This window comes from Paraburkholderia fungorum (assembly GCF_046027605.1).
GTDB lineage: Bacteria > Pseudomonadota > Gammaproteobacteria > Burkholderiales > Burkholderiaceae > Paraburkholderia > Paraburkholderia fungorum_F.
In genome coordinates this window covers 95,845-111,288 of record NZ_JAQQEF010000002.1, presented here as the reverse complement: position 1 = coordinate 111,288, position 15,444 = coordinate 95,845, and the positions used below count along the sequence as shown (strand labels likewise).

The following is a 15,444-nucleotide window of genomic DNA, read 5'->3' as shown; positions in this document are numbered from 1 at the left end:
GGCAGCGCGCCGCCGCCCTTTACCGGGCGGCCCCTGAGGTCCGGAAGCGATCTCATCGGCGCTGGTTATTGACGCAGTTCATACGTGCGCACCATTTCGCCATCCTTACCAAATGAAATGTTCGGCCACGCGAATCGTGCATGAAAAAGTACCGCAGATTTTTTTTGAAAAACCGCTGGTGAATATAGTCTCGCAAAAGCCCCCATCCATCGCCCCACATACAGAGCCGAGGATTTCATGCATCCCGTTGCATCACTCACCCTAGCCCACTACTGTTATCTCGTGGGCGTGGTCGCGATTATCGCGACCATGATTTTCCGTGCCAATGTCGTCGTTCCGGCCATCCTCGCCACGTTCGCGGTCGCGTTCGCCTTCTCAGGGAAACTGCTAGTCGGTCTTCAGGCCATCTTCATGGGCAGCCTGACTGCGGCGCACGAACTCTTCAACATCTTTCTCGTCATCGCGCTGATGACCGCGTTACTTAACGGCTTGCGCGAACTCGGCGCCGACGTGCGGATGGTGAAACCATTCAAACGGATCATGGTGAACGGCCATGTCGCGTTCTTCATTCTCGCGCTCATTACTTACCTGATTTCGCTGTTCTTCTGGCCCACGCCCGCCGTGCCGCTGGTCGGCGCCATTCTGATTCCAGCCGCCGTGTATGCCGGACTGCCGCCGCTCGGCGCCGCTGCCGCGATCGCCATTGCGGGTCAAGGCATGGCGCTTTCGTCCGATTACGTCATCAAGGTGGCGCCCGGGATTAGCGCGAAGGCAGCGGGCGCCGACATGCTGTCGGTCGCGAACATGGCGTTCACTTTGTCGATCGTGGTCGGCGCCGTCGCGCTCGGTCTGACGTATCTGTTCCTCGTCCGCAAGAACGTGAAGGCGCCCGGCACCGCGAATCTGATCGCGTGGGAAACGGGCGTGCCGGCGGGCGTCTCACCCGCCGAGGAGCACCAGGGCAGTTTCGCGAAGGTCGAACTGGCGCGCGGCACCAGCGGCGCGCCCGACGAACTGTTTCATGCGCCCCTCGCCGCCGGCGCGGCAGCGGCGCTGCCTTTGAGCGGCATTGCGCAGGCCACGCCACTGGATCGCCGCGAGATGTGGTCGAAAGTGTTCTCCGTGGTGACGCCGCTGGCCTTCCTCGCGGTCGTCGTGGTGATGACGAGTCCCCACATGATCGGCGCGGAAGTGATACGCGGCGGCGACGCCGCCGCGCTGATCGGCGGCATGGCAGCCGTGCTGATGATGCTCGCGACGCTTTCGCGTGGCCGCAAAGGCTTTCTGGACCGGACTGCAGAGCACATCATCGACGGCCTGGTGTTTGCCTTCAAGGCAATGGGCGCCGTGCTGCCGATCGCGGGCTTCTTCTTCGTCGGCGACAGCAGTACGGCCGGTTCCATTCTCGGCATCGCGCCCGGTGCGCACGTGCCGTCGTTCCTGTTCGAACTCGTGCAGGCCTGTAGCCAGTTGATCCCGAAGAGCCCGTTGTTCGTTTCGTTCGGCGTGCTGCTGATGGGCATGATTACCGGCATCGACGGTTCGGGGTTCGCCGGCTTGCCGCTGACAGGATCGTTGTCGGGTGCATTGGCGCCGATGGTTCATATGCCGGCCGCCACGCTCGCCGCGATCGGACAGATGGGCGCGGTATGGACGGGCGGTGGCACGCTGGTCGCGTGGTCGTCGCTGATTGCGGTCACGGGCTTCGCGCGCGTCCCTGTCCTCGAGGCCGTGCGGGTGCTGTTCCTGCCTGTCGTATGCGGTCTGGTGGTGGCCACGCTGGTCGCGGTTTCGATCAGTTGAGCGGTCGCGCCGGCATGGAATTGAACTTCGTTTCACCGCAACTCATGCATGAGGGCATGGCGATCCTGCAGATCGTCTTCATCAACGTTCTGCTCGGTGGAGACAACGCGATCGCCATTGCAATGGCATGCCGTTCGCTGCCGGCAACGCAGCGGCGGCTCGGCGTGTGGATCGGCACGAGTCTGGGCATCGTGCTGCGCCTAGCGATGATCTACGCGATCGGCTTTCTGCTCGCGATCCCCTACATGCACGTGATAGCCGCGCTATTGCTGGTGTGGATCGGTATCCAGCTGCTGCGAACCGATGACGGCGACGGCGAAACCAGCGCGGGCCGCTCGACGGCGCTGTGGCGCGCCATCGTCGTGATCCTGGTCGCCGATCTCTCGATGAGTCTGGACAACGGCCTCGCAACGGCGGCGATCGCCGAAGCGCTGCCGCAATCGTCACGCATGCTGGTGGTGCTGGCCGGACTCGCGGCCGGCGCGCCGGTGATCGCATTGGGCAGCACACTCATGCTGAAACTTCTCGGCAGGTTTCCGCTGCTCACTTATGCGGGAGCGGCACTCCTCGGATGGATCGCTGGCGAGATGCTGCTGGCGGATTCGCAGGTGAGCGGCGCGCTGCGGCAGATGTGGGCCGCCGTAGCCGGTGACAGCGCCGGTGGCAACGCGCTACGGATCGCATTGTGTGTGCTCGTCGCCGCAGGGGTTCCGCTTGCCGGTCGCCTCGGCACGCGGCGCCAGTGCGAAAGCTGACACATCGGCGCAGACGCATCGGCTCGCATCAGATGACGCCGCGCCCCTCGGCGCGGCATCGGAGCATCCGAGTCAGCGGCTCGCGAGATAGGTGCGATACGCGAGACCGGCCAGCGCCACATCCTGCAAACCGATGCCGACAGCCTTATAGACGATCACGTCTTCGTCGCGCTCGCGGCCGGCGGCTTTTCCTTCGAGCACGTCGCCCAGTTCCACCACGGCCGTCCAGTCGACGATACCTGGCGCGGCCTGCACGAGATCGCCCGCCTCTTCTCTCGCCTGCTCGCGCAATTCGACGACGATGCGTGCGGCCCGCGCAAGGGTCGCGTCGTCGAGTTCGCGGGTGGTCGGCAAGCTGGAACCGATCGCCGCGATCAACGCGCCTGGCTTGACGGCGTGGCCGTCGAATAGCGGACCCGTTGCGCGTGTTGCCGTAACGATCACGTCGGCTTGCGCGACGGCCTCCTGGGCTTGCGAGGCCTGCGCGCTAAAGCCCCGCGCCCCATAGCGGGCGTTCAGCTCCGCCGCGAGTGCATCGCTGCCTTCCAGTCCGACGATATGCAGCGATTGCAGCGTCGTGAACCTTGCCAGCGCATGCGCGTGCGCTGCGCCCTGCACGCCCGTGCCGAAGATCGCCGCGCTCGTCGCGGCCGGCCGAGCGAGCGCGCGTACCGCGATCGCGGTGGTTGCCGCCGTGCGCAGGCGCGTCAGCGCATTCGCATCGAGTGTGGCCAGCAGGCTGCCGTCCGAGGTGGAAAAAAGCACGATCGAGAAGTTGAATTTGCCGGCGATCGTCGTGTAGACCTTCGCGCCCGCGACCTCGGCGCCCGGCACAACCGCGCCGAGCGTCGACAGTTTTACGCCGTTTGCTTCGGTTCTGACGCGGCGTTGCACCGCGGCCTCGCCTCGGCCGAGTTGCCGGAACGCGTCGTCGAGGGCGGGAATGGCTTGCTCGAGATCGATCAGTTCGTCGATCTGTCGATCGTTCAGATGAATCATGGGTCGTGGTTCCTTGTCAGCGTTGTCGGATCGGATGGGTAGGACTTCAGGTTTGCGGCGATGACTGCGTAATGCGATCGATACAATGCACACCGCACAATTTGAGTATACGGTATACTTTAGTCAACTCAACATTCGAAATCGATGGCGCGAAAGCGCTCGATGACTGAAAAACAGTCTACGAATGTTTTCGATTATTGTATACGGTGTACATATATTGCCCAGCTGCCGAGGAGCCAACCCATGCCCAACGTCGTGTTCCACAAAAACGGTGAGGTGTACCGAGACACGGTCAAAGAGAACACCAATCTCGTTGTGCGTGCCGGCATCCGTCAATTTCCCTTTCCGCATCTGCGCTATGAGTGCGGCATGGGCAAGTGTTCCCGATGCGCGTGCCGGGTCATCGCCGGCGCGGAGCAGTTGCCGCCGCCCAACTGGAAAGAGAAGAAGCAACTTGGTGAACGGCTGAACGCCGGTTACCGGCTCGCCTGTCAGCTCTGGATCGAACACGACATCGAACTCACGCAGGACGAAGCCGGGGACGCGCAATGAATCGCATTTTCTAAAAGCCGCTCATGTACATCATTCTCACCAGCAAACCCGGGCAGTACCGTAGTGAAGCAACGGACGGCATCACGCCGCTCGGCGCCTATGACTACTTCTATTGCGATCGTCACATCGCCACTTTCGTGCTTGCTTCGATCGAGAAAGACAGCAGAGTGAGGATCGTCGACGAGTCTTCGGCGCCCACAGTAAACCTGGTGCCCACCAAGTTCTTCGAGAAATTTTCCACACGTGAGGCTGCCTTGGTCTCCATCCAGGCGCTCGCGGGCGTCACTCAGGCCGACGCACGGTTAGTCAAGCGAAATACTTCGGCTGAACACGGTACAACCGCATTTGATTGACAGGCTTTCGATGATTCAAATCACATTTCTGACGAACGGCGGCAAAACGGTTCAAGCGCCGGCCAACAGCAACCTGCTGCGCGTCTCGCTGCGCGAGCAAGGCGGCATCCCTTTCAAATGCGGCGGCGGCCTGTGCGGCACGTGCAAATGCAGGGTCGAGGAAGGACGTGAAAATACCGACACGGTGAAACAGAAGGAACTGCGCCATCTCAACGCACAAGAGCTTGAAGCAGGCTACCGGATGGCCTGCCAGACGTTCGTCAACGGTGACGTCAGCGTTTCGTGGTGAATCCCCCCGCGGCGACCCGGGCGCCGGCCGGCCAAGCCAGTGAACCCGCCCGGGCGTGCTTTACCAACAAAAACTGCTTCTGTATGACGTCTACAGTCTACTGAATCCAACCTATGCGGTAAAATCGGCGCATCAGATGCATGGCTATGCGTGGCCTATTGCATGATTGTTGCAAGGCCATTTTTTCGGGGGATGGAATGAGTAGCGAGCGGGAAGCCTCTGGCGCGAGCGGGCGCGAACCGATACTGCATAAGCAGTTGTCGGAACTCGTCATCGCCCGTTTGCGGGAATCCATCACGTCTGGCGCCTATGCGCCCGGCGACCGTCTGGTCGAAGGCCGCATCGCGGAAGAACTCAACGTGTCGCGGGTGCCGGTGCGCGAGGCGTTGCGCGCGCTGGCGTCGGAAGGTCTGGTCGAGGTCCGCCCGCGCCATGGCGCGATCGTGGCATCGCTGGATCCCTCCGCGGCGCGCGAGATGGTGCAGATTCGCGCCACGCTGGAAGGGCTCAATGCCCGCCTCGCCGCCGAGCACTGCACCCCGGAACTCGTCAGGCAGATCGAGCGCGTATTGCAGGAAGGCAACGTCAAGGTGGCGGCCGGTGAAACCGCCGGCCTGCTGGAGTTGAATACCCGTTTCCACGATCTGCTGTACTCGGCGGGTGCCAATTCGATGCTGTCCGACCTGATGCGCTCATTGCGCGACCGCACTCGCATGCTGTTCGTCAACGCCAACGACGCCGAAGTGCGTACCACCTGGGAAGAGCACGCCGCGATCCTGCGCGCGGTGCAATCCGGCGACGCGACACTCTCGGCACTGCTCGCCGAGCGGCATGTGATGCGCGCGGCACAACACTATCTCGAACGCTTCTGAAGCAGATTCTGAAACCGTCCGTGGCGGGTTTGACGTTGCCGCCACGCGGGCAATATCGCCAGGAAACGGGTTTCGAATCAGGCGTTGGCAACCGAATTTGCCAAGCTCATTAGCCAACTTTTTTACAGCGCCTTTACAACGCAACGAACAAAGCAAACCGCAATGCGATCCGCATTCGCGCCGCCGTCGCATCTCGACCACATTTAGGCTTAAAAAGCTATTCCCGTACGCCATCCGGTGTTTCACTAGCTTCCCGATCTTTTTGAACTGATAAGCTTGGCGCGCGCTGCTGGCCGCCCCGGCCCGCAGCTTCAACCCAAGCCCGGTCGTAAGTCGCGCCGGGCGTCCCGCAGCGGTACAACCGCATACGGGAGTATTTGAACCACACCGAGGAGTTAAACAGTGAAAAAACTGCTAGCGGCTTTGACGGTTGCTCTGCTTGCCACCGTCTCGATTGGCGCACACGCTAAAGATTGGTCGACCATCCGTTTCGGCGTTGACGCCAGCTACCCCCCGTTTGAGTCGAAGGGTTCGGACGGCAAGCTCGTTGGCTTCGATATCGACCTCGGCAATGAAATCTGCGCGCGCCTGAAGGCCAAGTGCGTGTGGGTCGAAAACGACTTCGACGGCATGATTCCGGCCCTCAAGGCGAAGAAGTTCGACGGCGTACTCTCGTCGATGTCCATGACGCCGCAACGCGCCGAGCAGATCGCCTTCTCGTCGAAGCTGTTCAATACCCCGACGCGCCTCGTCGCGAAGAAGGGTTCGGGCATCCTGCCGACAGCCGACTCGCTCAAGGGCAAGACGGTTGGCGTGGAACAGGGCACGATCCAGGAAACCTACGCAAAGACCTACTGGGAACCGAAGGGCGCGAAGGTTGTGCCGTATCAGAACCAGGACCAGGTCTACGCCGACTTGCTGTCGGGCCGTCTGGACGCAGCGCTGCAGGACGCCGTGCAAGCTGAAATCGGCTTCCTGAAGACGCCGCGCGGCGCGGGCTTCGACTTCGTCGGCAAGGATCTGAACGATCCGAAGATCCTCGGCGAAGGCGCGGGCATCGGCATGCGCAAGGAAGACACCGATCTGAAGACGAAGGTCGACAAGGCGATCGCCGACATCATCAAGGACGGTACGTACAAGAAGATCGAGAAGAAGTACTTCGACTTCAACGTGTACGGCAGCTAAGAATCGGCCACGCGCGTCTGACGGCGCGCTTGCCGGCTTGCTGAAACGGGCTCCGCTCCATGCGGGGCCCGTTTCGTTTGCGGGACCGCCTGGCGGTTCAAGCTCGGCCACAATCGGGCGGAACCGGCCTGCCCGCATGCCGCACGACACCGCATAAGACCCCGCATCGCGTCATATCGGCTAAGATCGTGCGATAGCGGCGCCGCGATCCGGCCCGCCAATGATCGGCCATGAAACACCCTTTCCCCCTGTAATCAACGACATAGCGCGGCATCTCCCGTTGCCCGCGGATTCGAAAACCATGCAAACCCAAACCCATCCGCTGATTGCCCCGACGCTCGGCACCGCCCGTAATCTGACGAGTTTTCACTACGGTCCCGGCGGCGGGCAGAAGATTTACATCCAGTCGTCACTGCATGCCGACGAGTTGCCTGGCATGCTGGTCTCATGGGCATTGCGCCGCAAACTCGCCGCGCTGGAAGGCGCCGGCAAGGTGCGCGGCGAAGTCGTGGTCGTGCCGGTGGCCAATCCGATCGGCTTGAATCAGCATTTTCTCGGCCATCTGACGGGCCGCTTCGAGACCAACAGCGCGCAGAACTTCAATCGCAATTTCTACGAACTCGCAGCGCTGATTCAGCCGCGTATCGAGGCGCGTCTGACCGACAACATCGACGCCAATCGCAGCGCGATCCGCGCGGCGATGCGCGAGGCGCTCGATGAGCAAAAGCCGGCAAACGAACTCGAATCGCAACGTCTGGCGCTGCAAAAGCTCTCGTGCGACGCCGATGTCGTACTCGACCTGCACTGCGACTGGGAAGCCGCGCTGCACCTCTATACCAACCCTGATCTGTGGCCGGAAGTCGAGCCGCTGGCCTGCTATCTGGACGCAAAGGCGTCGCTGCTGGCGCTGAATTCGGTGGGCAATCCGTTCGACGAAATCCACAGCTTCTGCTGGTCGGATCTGCGCGGCCGTTACGGCGACCGTTTCCCGATTCCGAACGGCTCGATCTCGGTCACGGTCGAACTGCGCGGTCAACGCGAAGTGTCGTACGAGTACGCCGAGCGCGACGCTCAGGCGATTATCGAATACCTGACCTCGCGCGGCGTGATCGACGGTACGCCCGCGCCGCTGCCGGCGCTCGAATTCGCGGCCACGCCTCTGGCCGGCACCGAACCAATCGTTGCGCCGATCAGCGGTGTGCTGGTGTATCGCTGCGAAGTGGGTACCTGGGTCGATGTCGGCCATGAGATCGCCGACATCGTCGATCCGTTGACCGATCGCATCGTGACGCTGAAAAGCACCGTCGCCGGTGTGCTGTATGCGCGGCATTTGACGCGCTTTGCGACGGCCGGGCTGGAATTCGCGCGCATTGCGGGTGCGAAGGCGTTCAGAAGCGGGTCGTTGTTGAGCAACTAAGGAATCTCTGGCGAACACCGGAGGCCGCGCTTACGCGTATTGACCCACGCGTATTGGCCTACACAGGCAATGCCCGCCGCAAAGCAGATCGCCCGCTATTTCAGCGGGCGATCTGCGTTTACGCATCTGTGGCGAGAGAACGGATCTGCTCAAAGGCGGCTGAAAAACCGCTTATAAAAACCGCTCAGAAAGCCGGAATGATCGCGCCTTTGAACTGCGTGTCGACTTTGAGCGACTTGAGTTTCTTCGAATAGAAGCCCATCGGCGAAACGTAGGTCAAACCGACGTTGACGATCTTGTAGCCGCGCTGCCCGATCCGGAAAAAGCTTATGAGCGGCGTGACATGAATGTTTCAGTCAGCGACGCGATGTGAGTGTCGCGCCGGCGCGACAGATTTCAAAAATCGACGGGCTGTCACATACGTTACTCTGCGTTCCCTTAAATTTCGGGCCATCGCACGACCCTGCCGCAGAGCACCGCGTCGCGATCGCTAAACTATTTATCGGAGAAAGTCTTGAACAAGAAAGTATTGACCGCCGCTACGCTCGCCGTCTTCGCCACCGCCGCCCACGCGCAAAGCAGCGTCACGCTGTATGGCCTGATCGATGCCGGTATCAGCTACGTGAACAATTCGAAGACCGCCACCGGCGGTCACGACAACCTCGTCAAGTACGACGACGGCGTTGCTCAAGGCAGCCGTTGGGGTCTGCGCGGCACCGAAGACCTCGGTGGCGGCCTGAAGGCGCTGTTCGTGCTGGAAAACGGCTTTAACAGCGGCAACGGCACGCTCGGCCAGGGCGGCGCGCTGTTCGGCCGTCAAGCGTATGTCGGTTTGTCGAAGGACACCGCCGGCTCGCTGACGTTCGGTCGCCAGTATTCGTTTTCGACCGATTATCTGGGCGGCAGCTACTCGACCGGCGGCCAGACCGTCGCGGGTAACTACGCTTACCACATCAACGACCTCGACCAGTTGACGTCGAGCCGTATCAACAACTCGGTCAAGTTCAGCAGCGCGAATTTCGCGGGCCTGACCTTCGGCGCGATGTACGGCTTCTCGAACCAGGCTGGCGCATTCGCCGGCGCACCGGCGACCGGCACGACCGCGGCACCGGTGGCAGGTTCGTCGCGTGCTTACAGCTTCGGCGCGAACTACGCAAACGGCCCGTTCGGCGTGGGCGCGGCGTACACGGACATCCGTTACCCGAGCCAGGCAACCCCGGCGTTCTCGACCAGCATCGCCAACCAGTCGACGGGCAATATCCGCGATCTGCGCACGTTCGGTGTCGGCGGCCGTTACTCGATCGGCGCCGCTACGCTGTGGGCGTTGTACACGAACACGCGCTTCGAACCGATCACGGGCGGTTCGACGACGTTCACGGCCTACGAAGCGGGCGCGAAGTACGCGTTCACGCCGGCACTGACGGCAAGCGCGGGCTATACGTACATGCATCTGAGCGACGCCAACACGGGTCACTTCAACCAGGCCGACCTGAGCGTCGACTACGCACTGAGCAAGCGTACGGACGTCTACGCACTGGGCATCTACCAGCTCGCGTCCGGCCGCAACGGCACGCAGGATCTGCAAGCACAGATCGGTTCGAGCACGAGCTTCTTCAACACGTCGGGCACGGGTGCGGACAACCAGCTGGCATTCCGCGTCGGTATCCGTCACAAGTTCTAAGCGAGTCTTGTCCTGGCCGGCGAGGCGCGCGAGTTCCTTGCCGTGCCAGGATGATGAAAAACGCCCTGCGGGGCGTTTTTCTTTTGGGGGACCGGTTCTTCAGTTTCGGGTGGCCGCACGCAAGTACTCACGGACTCAATGGCTGCGATGGCTCGACTAACGGACAATCAGGGGCGCAGCCTCATCGTCTTTTGATGGCCGGCGCCCTCCACCGCGCGAGCGGTTTCGTTCATCGGCGGAACGCGGTCTTCCGCTGCGGAGGTTCGAACAGAGGCTCCTTTGCAGACGCCGCGCAAAACAAGGCTCCATTGGCCCAAGGTCCAATATCGTGAACCACCGGCCTGAAATACTCTGTGCCGGAGATTTCCGCTCACCGTTAAAGTCGCAGAGGCCCGGCATCACGGGCGCGAGTCCGCACATCGCTGCCGCATGACGCTGCAACTTTCTCAAGCCTGAAAGACAGGTTAGCTAGCAATGACAGAGCGCAGACCGACAGGGATATCTGAATGCCGAGCGACCCCGATTTCCTGATGCAATCCAGCCACTGCGAATGTCCGAACCCACGGGCTGAGACGCCCGTGATAGTGATCACCGGTGCATCCTCGGGCATTGGGCGCGGCACGGCCAACCTGTTCGCCCGATATGGCTGGCGGATCGGCCTCATTGCCCGCGGGCGCCCCGGTCTCGAGGCAGTCTGCGACGATGTGCATCGCCATGGCGCCATCGCCGCGATGGAACAGGCCGACGTCGCCGATCTTGATGCATTGGAAGCAGCGGCCGCGCGCATCGAGGCGGTACTCGGCCCCATCGATGCATGGATCAACTGCGCGGGCAACGGCACTTATGGCCGCTTTCTGGATACCCCCGCCGAAGAGTTCCAGCGCGTCACCGACGTCACCTACATGGGCACGGTCAATGGCACGCGCGTCGCATTGCGGCGGTTCATACCGCGCGATCGCGGCTCAATCGTCAACGTCTGTTCCGCGGTCGCGTTTCATGGCATGCCGTTGCTGTCCGCTTACAGCGGCGCAAAGCACGCGGTGCGCGGCTTCGGCCAGTCGATTCGCGCGGAGTTGTCCCAGGATAGCAGCCACGTGCGTCTGACAAGCGTGTTCCCGCCCGCGGTGAACACACCGTTCTTCGACCACGCGATATCACATATGGGTCAACTCGGGCGGCCGATGGCCCCGGTCTACCAGCCGGAGGTCGTCGCTGAGGCGATCCGCCTCGCGCTAATCAGCGGACGTGCGGAGATGCCGGTGACCTCAACGGCGATTCTGTTCTCGCTCGGCGTTCGACTCGTGCCGGGACTTGTCGCCGCGGCCATCCGCAAGCTCGGTTACAGCGGCCAACTGACGGATGAGGCCGCACTGCAGAAGCGGCACGCACCCACCTTGTTCGACGCTTCCGATCGGCCCTCACCCGTGCGGGGCGCGTTCGACGCTCAGGCGCGTTCCGGCAGCCTGCACATCCGTATCCTGAGTGTGCTCGCGCAGCTGCGGCAACATGCCGGGAGGGAACTGCAGTCCGGAAGACAGGCTTCGCCTGGCCGCCCGGCGGATGAAGCGCCGGTTCAGGAACATGCGCTGGATTGAGCGGTGCGTTGAGCGCTGCGGGCCATGGTTCGCGCGCTCGCCTAACGCGGTAGATCCACAACGGTGGTGCGTGCCGCCAACTTCCTCGAAGCGGCTTCGACCTTTTCCACGAGCGCTGGGTCCAGTGCCCGCCGGTTCGGACGTACTGCGGCGCGGTCTTTGACATACAGGCCGGTGGCCGCCTCCCAGGCCGGCGCCAATGCGACGTGGAGCGGCGTGTCCGCCCCCTGCTGCGCGGTGCGCAGGAACGGCCCCATGAGCCGCCACGCGGCGCCGATTGCGCCACCTTCGCGAACCAGACCGGTCGCCACGGCCCCCGGATGCACGACGTTCGCCACGACGCCGCTGCCGCGCAGCCGTTGCGCCCGCGCGAACGTTGACATCATCATCGCCAGTTTCGAACATCCGTAGGCGCGTACCATGGCCCAGTGCCGAACGAGTTCGAGGTCGTCGGGATCGATTCGCGCACGGTCCGAGGTCGACGAACCCACGTTCACGATCCGCGAGGGGCTTCCAGCCCGAAGCGCCGGCTCCAGCGCATCAGTCAGCACGAGTGGCGCGAGATGGTTGAGCGCCAGCACGATGTCGTGGCCTTCCGCTGTCGTCGACCGCCGCGCGGTGAACATGCCCGCGTTGTTGACCAGAACGGAGAGCCGCGGGTGCATAGCGGCGATCTCCTGACCGAGACGGTGTGCCGCCCACAGCGAACTCAGATCGGCGAGCCTCAGTTCGGTGCTCGCGGCAGGCGCATGCTGCCTGATCCAGCCGGCGAGCGCGCGCCCCTTCACGGCGTCCCTGCAGACCAACACCAGGTGGTGATCGGCCTGCGCGAGCCCGAGAGCGATCCAGCGTCCAATCCCGCCAGTCGCCCCCGTCACGACGGACACGGGCTGCCCTGAATCAACCATGGAATACCCTCCTTTGCCAGGCGATCGAGTCCGTTGAAGAACGACCTGGACATCGGCATCATAGGAGTTCAATCGCGCAAATGTGCAGCTTTCAGTGGCACCCGCGCAGCAGCCGTCAGAACCGCTTTCTGATCCCGATCATCGCCGCCGTCGTATTGGCGCCCGGCGCGACCGGCTGTCCATACTCGATCGACTGATTCATCTTGCCACGGTTGTCGACGTAGCCCACCTGCGCATACAGCGTGGTCGCCTTGGAAAGACTATAGTCCGCGCCAAGCACAAATTCGGTCGACTTGTTCGCCGAGTTGTTTTCGTCCTTGATGTAATACACGCCGCTTGTCACCTCGAACGCGGGCGTGAACCGATAGCCGAGGCCGCCGGAAATCATGTCGAAATTGGTGGTTTTCGGATGCGCTGGATTGCGGCCGTTGCTAAACGACGTGCTGACCGTAAAGCCATTGATGGTGTACAGCGCGCCCAGGTAGTAGAACCGGTTGTTGTCCAGCCCGGTCGCCACGCTGGTCGGACCGGGATTGGTATCGTGGCCGTTGTAATAGGCCGCCGCGAGCTTCAGTCCGTAGTTGTCGTACTGCAAAACCGCGGATTCCCGTGTGCCGCCCTGCGCTTGTCCCGCTACGCCACCCGGTGCGTATTCCAGGCTTGCCGTCACGCCGCCGAAGTTCGGGGAGACATAGACAATGGCGTTGTCGTCGAACACCGCCCCGAGCTGTGCGTTGGTACTGGTGCCGGGCCAACCCGCGGCGGAATTCATACTGACCAGCGCAGTAAAGATACTGCCGAAGTAGCCACCCTGGCGCACATCGGTGTACGCCATCGCGTAGGTCATCGGAATGATCTGCCGGCCCATGGTGAGCGACCCGTACGGGCCAGCCAGGCCAACCGACGCCTCCTGATTGAATTGCGCCGCCGCGCCGGCGGTACCGCTCAAACCAAATTTGCCGCTGGTACTGTCAAACGCGCCTTGCAATTTAAAGTTGGTTTTCCACCCACCTCCCAGGTCTTCCGTTCCTTTGAACCCGAGAAAGCTGGTATAAATGCCGCCGTCTTTCAATTTGAAAATGTGACCGGTATTCGGCGCGGCGGGACTGTACGAAGCCGCCGACGTATTCTGATAAAGCAACCCCGTATCCACCGCTCCGTACAACGTCACCGATGATTGTGCATGCGCAGTACTACCAACTGTTGCCAACACGATCGCTGCTGCAAAGCCTCTTTTCATTTTGTCTCCTTGGATTACTTGATCCGGTGTCCACGCGGCAACCGGAAATTTTTTTGTGCATCACTTTCTAAAACCAGCAACCTGCGAGACTCGTGGTCAGCAGTCAGCCGTCGAACAGCTTGTGTAAGCCGCTCCTCAGCCCTCAACGGGCGGCGCGGCACGACGGATCGTCGAAGCAGCACCGCCGTCCAATACGCGCTTGAGGTCGTTCGCGTCGGCTGTATCGGATGGTCAGTCAGACCGGACGTCCCGCCGCGACGATTAGGTGAAACGTCATGGGTTCCGCTTCAATGGCGAATGAAGTCCATGACTTCATCCGCCGGCCTTCCCTGCCCCAGCAAGCGCGCCATGACGTTCATGGCGGGCGTGATATGGCGAAAATAGGCCTTATAGCCGGCGCACAGATAATTGAGGCCGGGCTCGCCATCCCCGGTTTCGATAAAGCGGTTTTTGGGGCACTCCCCGTTGCAGGCGAAGCGAAATTCGCAGCGCAGGCAGTCGGCTGGCAGCGAGGTTTCCTTCGCCATGCCGAAGTCCGTCTGTGCCGGCGAGGACATCATGCCGGCCACGTCGTCGGACATGACGTTGCCAAGGCGATATTCCGGGTACATGAAATGGTCGCAGGAGTAGACACTGCCGTCGTGCTCGACGATGGCCGCTTTGCCGCAACGCGGACTGAAAATGCACGCGCCTGCGGGCAATTGGCACCACGACGCGAGCGCCCATTCGAAGTTCATCACATGGACCACGCCGACGTCGTGACGAACCCATTCATCGAACACCGTGGACAGGAATGTGCCGTACGCAAGCGCATCCACCGTGTGCGAAGTCACTTCTGCTGCTGTACGCGCCACCGGCTTCGCTTTCGCGACGGCAGACAGGCTGAGCGACGGGGGAACGGCAAAATGCAGCCCGATGACCTTTTCCTCAGGCTGAGCCACGCGCTCCACGACCGGATTGAACTGGATAAAATTCGCCCCTAGCTCTTTCAGATGACGATAAATCTCAAGCGGCTGATGCACATTGGCGCTGGATACCGTGACCAGCACGTTGAAATCCACGCCATGTCGCGACAAGACGGCTAACCCACGCAGGGTATCGTCGTAACTTGATTGGCCGCGCTTGTCAGGGCGTGCCACGTCGTTGAGGGCACGCGGACCGTCCAGACTGACGCCCACGAGGAAACGCTCGCGCCGAAGAAACGCACCCCACTCGTCGTCAAGCAACGTGCCGTTGGTCTGCAAGGTGTTGCGAATCAGCTTGCCCTGAGCAAACTTGCGCTGCACCGCGACGGCGCGCTCGAAGAATGCCAGCCCCAGCAAGGTCGGTTCACCGCCCTGCCACGTGAATTCGACTTCAGGCGCCGACTGGGCCGAAATATATCGCTGGACATAAGCTTCGAGCACCTCATCGGACATGCGAAAGCGCTCGCGTGGCGGAAACGCGTTCTGCTTTTCGAGGTAGAAGCAATAGCCGCAATCCAGATTGCAAAGCGCGCCAATGGGCTTGGCCATCAGATGAATACCGGTCAGCGATACCGCGGCTTCGGCGTTCATGCTTGATAGCAGCCGCGGGCCGCTCGGGAATACGAAATAGAAATCATGGCTATGACCTTGGACGAACAAGCAACCCGCTTGAGATTTGGCTAAATCACCACTGCATCACGGCCCGTTCTGGCCATTTTGCGTCGATGGTTCATCGTATGGGACGAGCGAATCCCGCGCCTGTCATTGCGGCCAAAAGGGTAGTCTTTCAGGGGGACGCCAGAATCACCCGGCGTGAGGCACAAACAGAA

14 protein-coding genes and 1 pseudogene are annotated in these 15,444 nt (G+C 61.8%); 10 read left to right on the top strand and 5 right to left on the bottom strand.

Annotated elements, in window-relative coordinates:
• The first annotated feature begins 237 nt into the window (after positions 1-237).
• The gene (locus tag PQR53_RS03875) at positions 238-1,803 is read left to right on the top strand and encodes a hypothetical protein (protein ID WP_408451269.1); all 1,566 of its coding nucleotides are present in this window, start codon (positions 238-240) and stop codon (positions 1,801-1,803) included.
• Positions 1,804-1,817: 14 nt separating this feature from the next.
• Complete coding sequence (locus PQR53_RS03870; RefSeq protein WP_408451268.1) at positions 1,818-2,558, top strand: TerC family protein; 741 nt, start codon at positions 1,818-1,820, stop codon at positions 2,556-2,558.
• Between the two features lie 72 nt (positions 2,559-2,630).
• On the opposite strand, the gene PQR53_RS03865 is transcribed toward PQR53_RS03870, so the two are convergent.
• On the bottom strand, positions 2,631-3,557 hold the full coding sequence (locus PQR53_RS03865; RefSeq protein ID WP_408451267.1) for an ornithine cyclodeaminase family protein: 927 nt from the start codon (positions 3,555-3,557) through the stop codon (positions 2,631-2,633).
• A gap of 243 nt (positions 3,558-3,800) precedes the next feature.
• Between PQR53_RS03865 and PQR53_RS03860 the strand changes: the two genes are divergently transcribed.
• From PQR53_RS03860 to PQR53_RS03835, 6 genes are all read left to right on the top strand, one after another.
• Positions 3,801-4,109, top strand: coding sequence for a 2Fe-2S iron-sulfur cluster-binding protein (locus PQR53_RS03860; RefSeq protein ID WP_408451266.1), 309 nt, complete (start codon positions 3,801-3,803; stop codon positions 4,107-4,109).
• A 23-nt stretch (positions 4,110-4,132) separates the two neighbouring features.
• The gene (locus PQR53_RS03855) at positions 4,133-4,462 is read left to right on the top strand and encodes a hypothetical protein (RefSeq protein WP_408451265.1); all 330 of its coding nucleotides are present in this window, start codon (positions 4,133-4,135) and stop codon (positions 4,460-4,462) included.
• The gene (locus PQR53_RS03850; protein WP_408451264.1) at positions 4,455-4,751 is read left to right on the top strand and encodes a 2Fe-2S iron-sulfur cluster-binding protein; all 297 of its coding nucleotides are present in this window, start codon (positions 4,455-4,457) and stop codon (positions 4,749-4,751) included. The genes PQR53_RS03855 and PQR53_RS03850 overlap by 8 nt, the downstream gene beginning before the upstream one ends.
• 197 nt (positions 4,752-4,948) lie before the next feature.
• Positions 4,949-5,623, top strand: a complete 675-nt coding sequence (locus tag PQR53_RS03845; RefSeq protein ID WP_179740731.1) for a GntR family transcriptional regulator — start codon at positions 4,949-4,951, stop codon at positions 5,621-5,623.
• A gap of 402 nt (positions 5,624-6,025) precedes the next feature.
• Entirely contained in the window at positions 6,026-6,808 is a 783-nt protein-coding gene (locus PQR53_RS03840; RefSeq protein WP_408451263.1) for an ABC transporter substrate-binding protein, read from the top strand.
• Between the two features lie 301 nt (positions 6,809-7,109).
• The gene (locus PQR53_RS03835; RefSeq protein WP_408451262.1) at positions 7,110-8,225 is read left to right on the top strand and encodes a succinylglutamate desuccinylase/aspartoacylase family protein; all 1,116 of its coding nucleotides are present in this window, start codon (positions 7,110-7,112) and stop codon (positions 8,223-8,225) included.
• A 226-nt stretch (positions 8,226-8,451) separates the two neighbouring features.
• Here PQR53_RS03835 and PQR53_RS03830 read toward each other — a convergent pair.
• A pseudogene (locus PQR53_RS03830) lies at positions 8,452-8,544 on the bottom strand (metal ABC transporter substrate-binding protein); the annotation flags it as partial.
• A gap of 195 nt (positions 8,545-8,739) precedes the next feature.
• Here PQR53_RS03830 and PQR53_RS03825 point away from each other — a divergent pair.
• Positions 8,740-9,906, top strand: a complete 1,167-nt coding sequence (locus PQR53_RS03825) for a porin (protein ID WP_408451261.1) — start codon at positions 8,740-8,742, stop codon at positions 9,904-9,906.
• A 506-nt stretch (positions 9,907-10,412) separates the two neighbouring features.
• On the top strand, positions 10,413-11,501 hold the full coding sequence (locus PQR53_RS03820) for an SDR family oxidoreductase (RefSeq protein WP_408451260.1): 1,089 nt from the start codon (positions 10,413-10,415) through the stop codon (positions 11,499-11,501).
• Between the two features lie 41 nt (positions 11,502-11,542).
• Here PQR53_RS03820 and PQR53_RS03815 read toward each other — a convergent pair whose 3' ends face one another.
• The 3 genes from PQR53_RS03815 to PQR53_RS03805 all read right to left on the bottom strand — a co-directional run bounded on the left by PQR53_RS03815 (position 11,543) and on the right by PQR53_RS03805 (position 15,205).
• Positions 11,543-12,409 carry an SDR family NAD(P)-dependent oxidoreductase gene (locus tag PQR53_RS03815; protein WP_408451259.1) on the bottom strand — a complete coding sequence of 289 codons (867 nt, stop codon included), beginning with the start codon at positions 12,407-12,409 and terminating at the stop codon, positions 11,543-11,545.
• A 115-nt stretch (positions 12,410-12,524) separates the two neighbouring features.
• Entirely contained in the window at positions 12,525-13,649 is a 1,125-nt protein-coding gene (locus tag PQR53_RS03810) for a porin (protein ID WP_408451258.1), read from the bottom strand.
• A 287-nt stretch (positions 13,650-13,936) separates the two neighbouring features.
• Positions 13,937-15,205, bottom strand: coding sequence for an anaerobic sulfatase maturase (locus tag PQR53_RS03805; protein WP_408451257.1), 1,269 nt, complete (start codon positions 15,203-15,205; stop codon positions 13,937-13,939).
• Between the last annotated feature and the right edge of the window lie 239 nt (positions 15,206-15,444).

Excerpts from the sequence above, each read along its gene's own strand:
- PQR53_RS03875 (WP_408451269.1), top strand. The coding sequence starts at position 238 with ATGCATCCCGTTGCATCACTCACCCTAGCCCACTACTGTTATCTCGTG.
- PQR53_RS03870 (WP_408451268.1), top strand. The coding sequence starts at position 1,818 with ATGGAATTGAACTTCGTTTCACCGCAACTCATGCATGAGGGCATGGCG.
- PQR53_RS03865 (WP_408451267.1), bottom strand. The coding sequence starts at position 3,557 with ATGATTCATCTGAACGATCGACAGATCGACGAACTGATCGATCTCGAG.
- PQR53_RS03860 (WP_408451266.1), top strand. The coding sequence starts at position 3,801 with ATGCCCAACGTCGTGTTCCACAAAAACGGTGAGGTGTACCGAGACACG.
- PQR53_RS03855 (WP_408451265.1), top strand. The coding sequence starts at position 4,133 with ATGTACATCATTCTCACCAGCAAACCCGGGCAGTACCGTAGTGAAGCA.
- PQR53_RS03845 (WP_179740731.1), top strand. The coding sequence starts at position 4,949 with ATGAGTAGCGAGCGGGAAGCCTCTGGCGCGAGCGGGCGCGAACCGATA.
- PQR53_RS03835 (WP_408451262.1), top strand. The coding sequence starts at position 7,110 with ATGCAAACCCAAACCCATCCGCTGATTGCCCCGACGCTCGGCACCGCC.
- PQR53_RS03820 (WP_408451260.1), top strand. The coding sequence starts at position 10,413 with ATGCCGAGCGACCCCGATTTCCTGATGCAATCCAGCCACTGCGAATGT.
- PQR53_RS03815 (WP_408451259.1), bottom strand. The coding sequence starts at position 12,409 with ATGGTTGATTCAGGGCAGCCCGTGTCCGTCGTGACGGGGGCGACTGGC.
- PQR53_RS03810 (WP_408451258.1), bottom strand. The coding sequence starts at position 13,649 with ATGAAAAGAGGCTTTGCAGCAGCGATCGTGTTGGCAACAGTTGGTAGT.
- PQR53_RS03805 (WP_408451257.1), bottom strand. The coding sequence starts at position 15,205 with ATGAACGCCGAAGCCGCGGTATCGCTGACCGGTATTCATCTGATGGCC.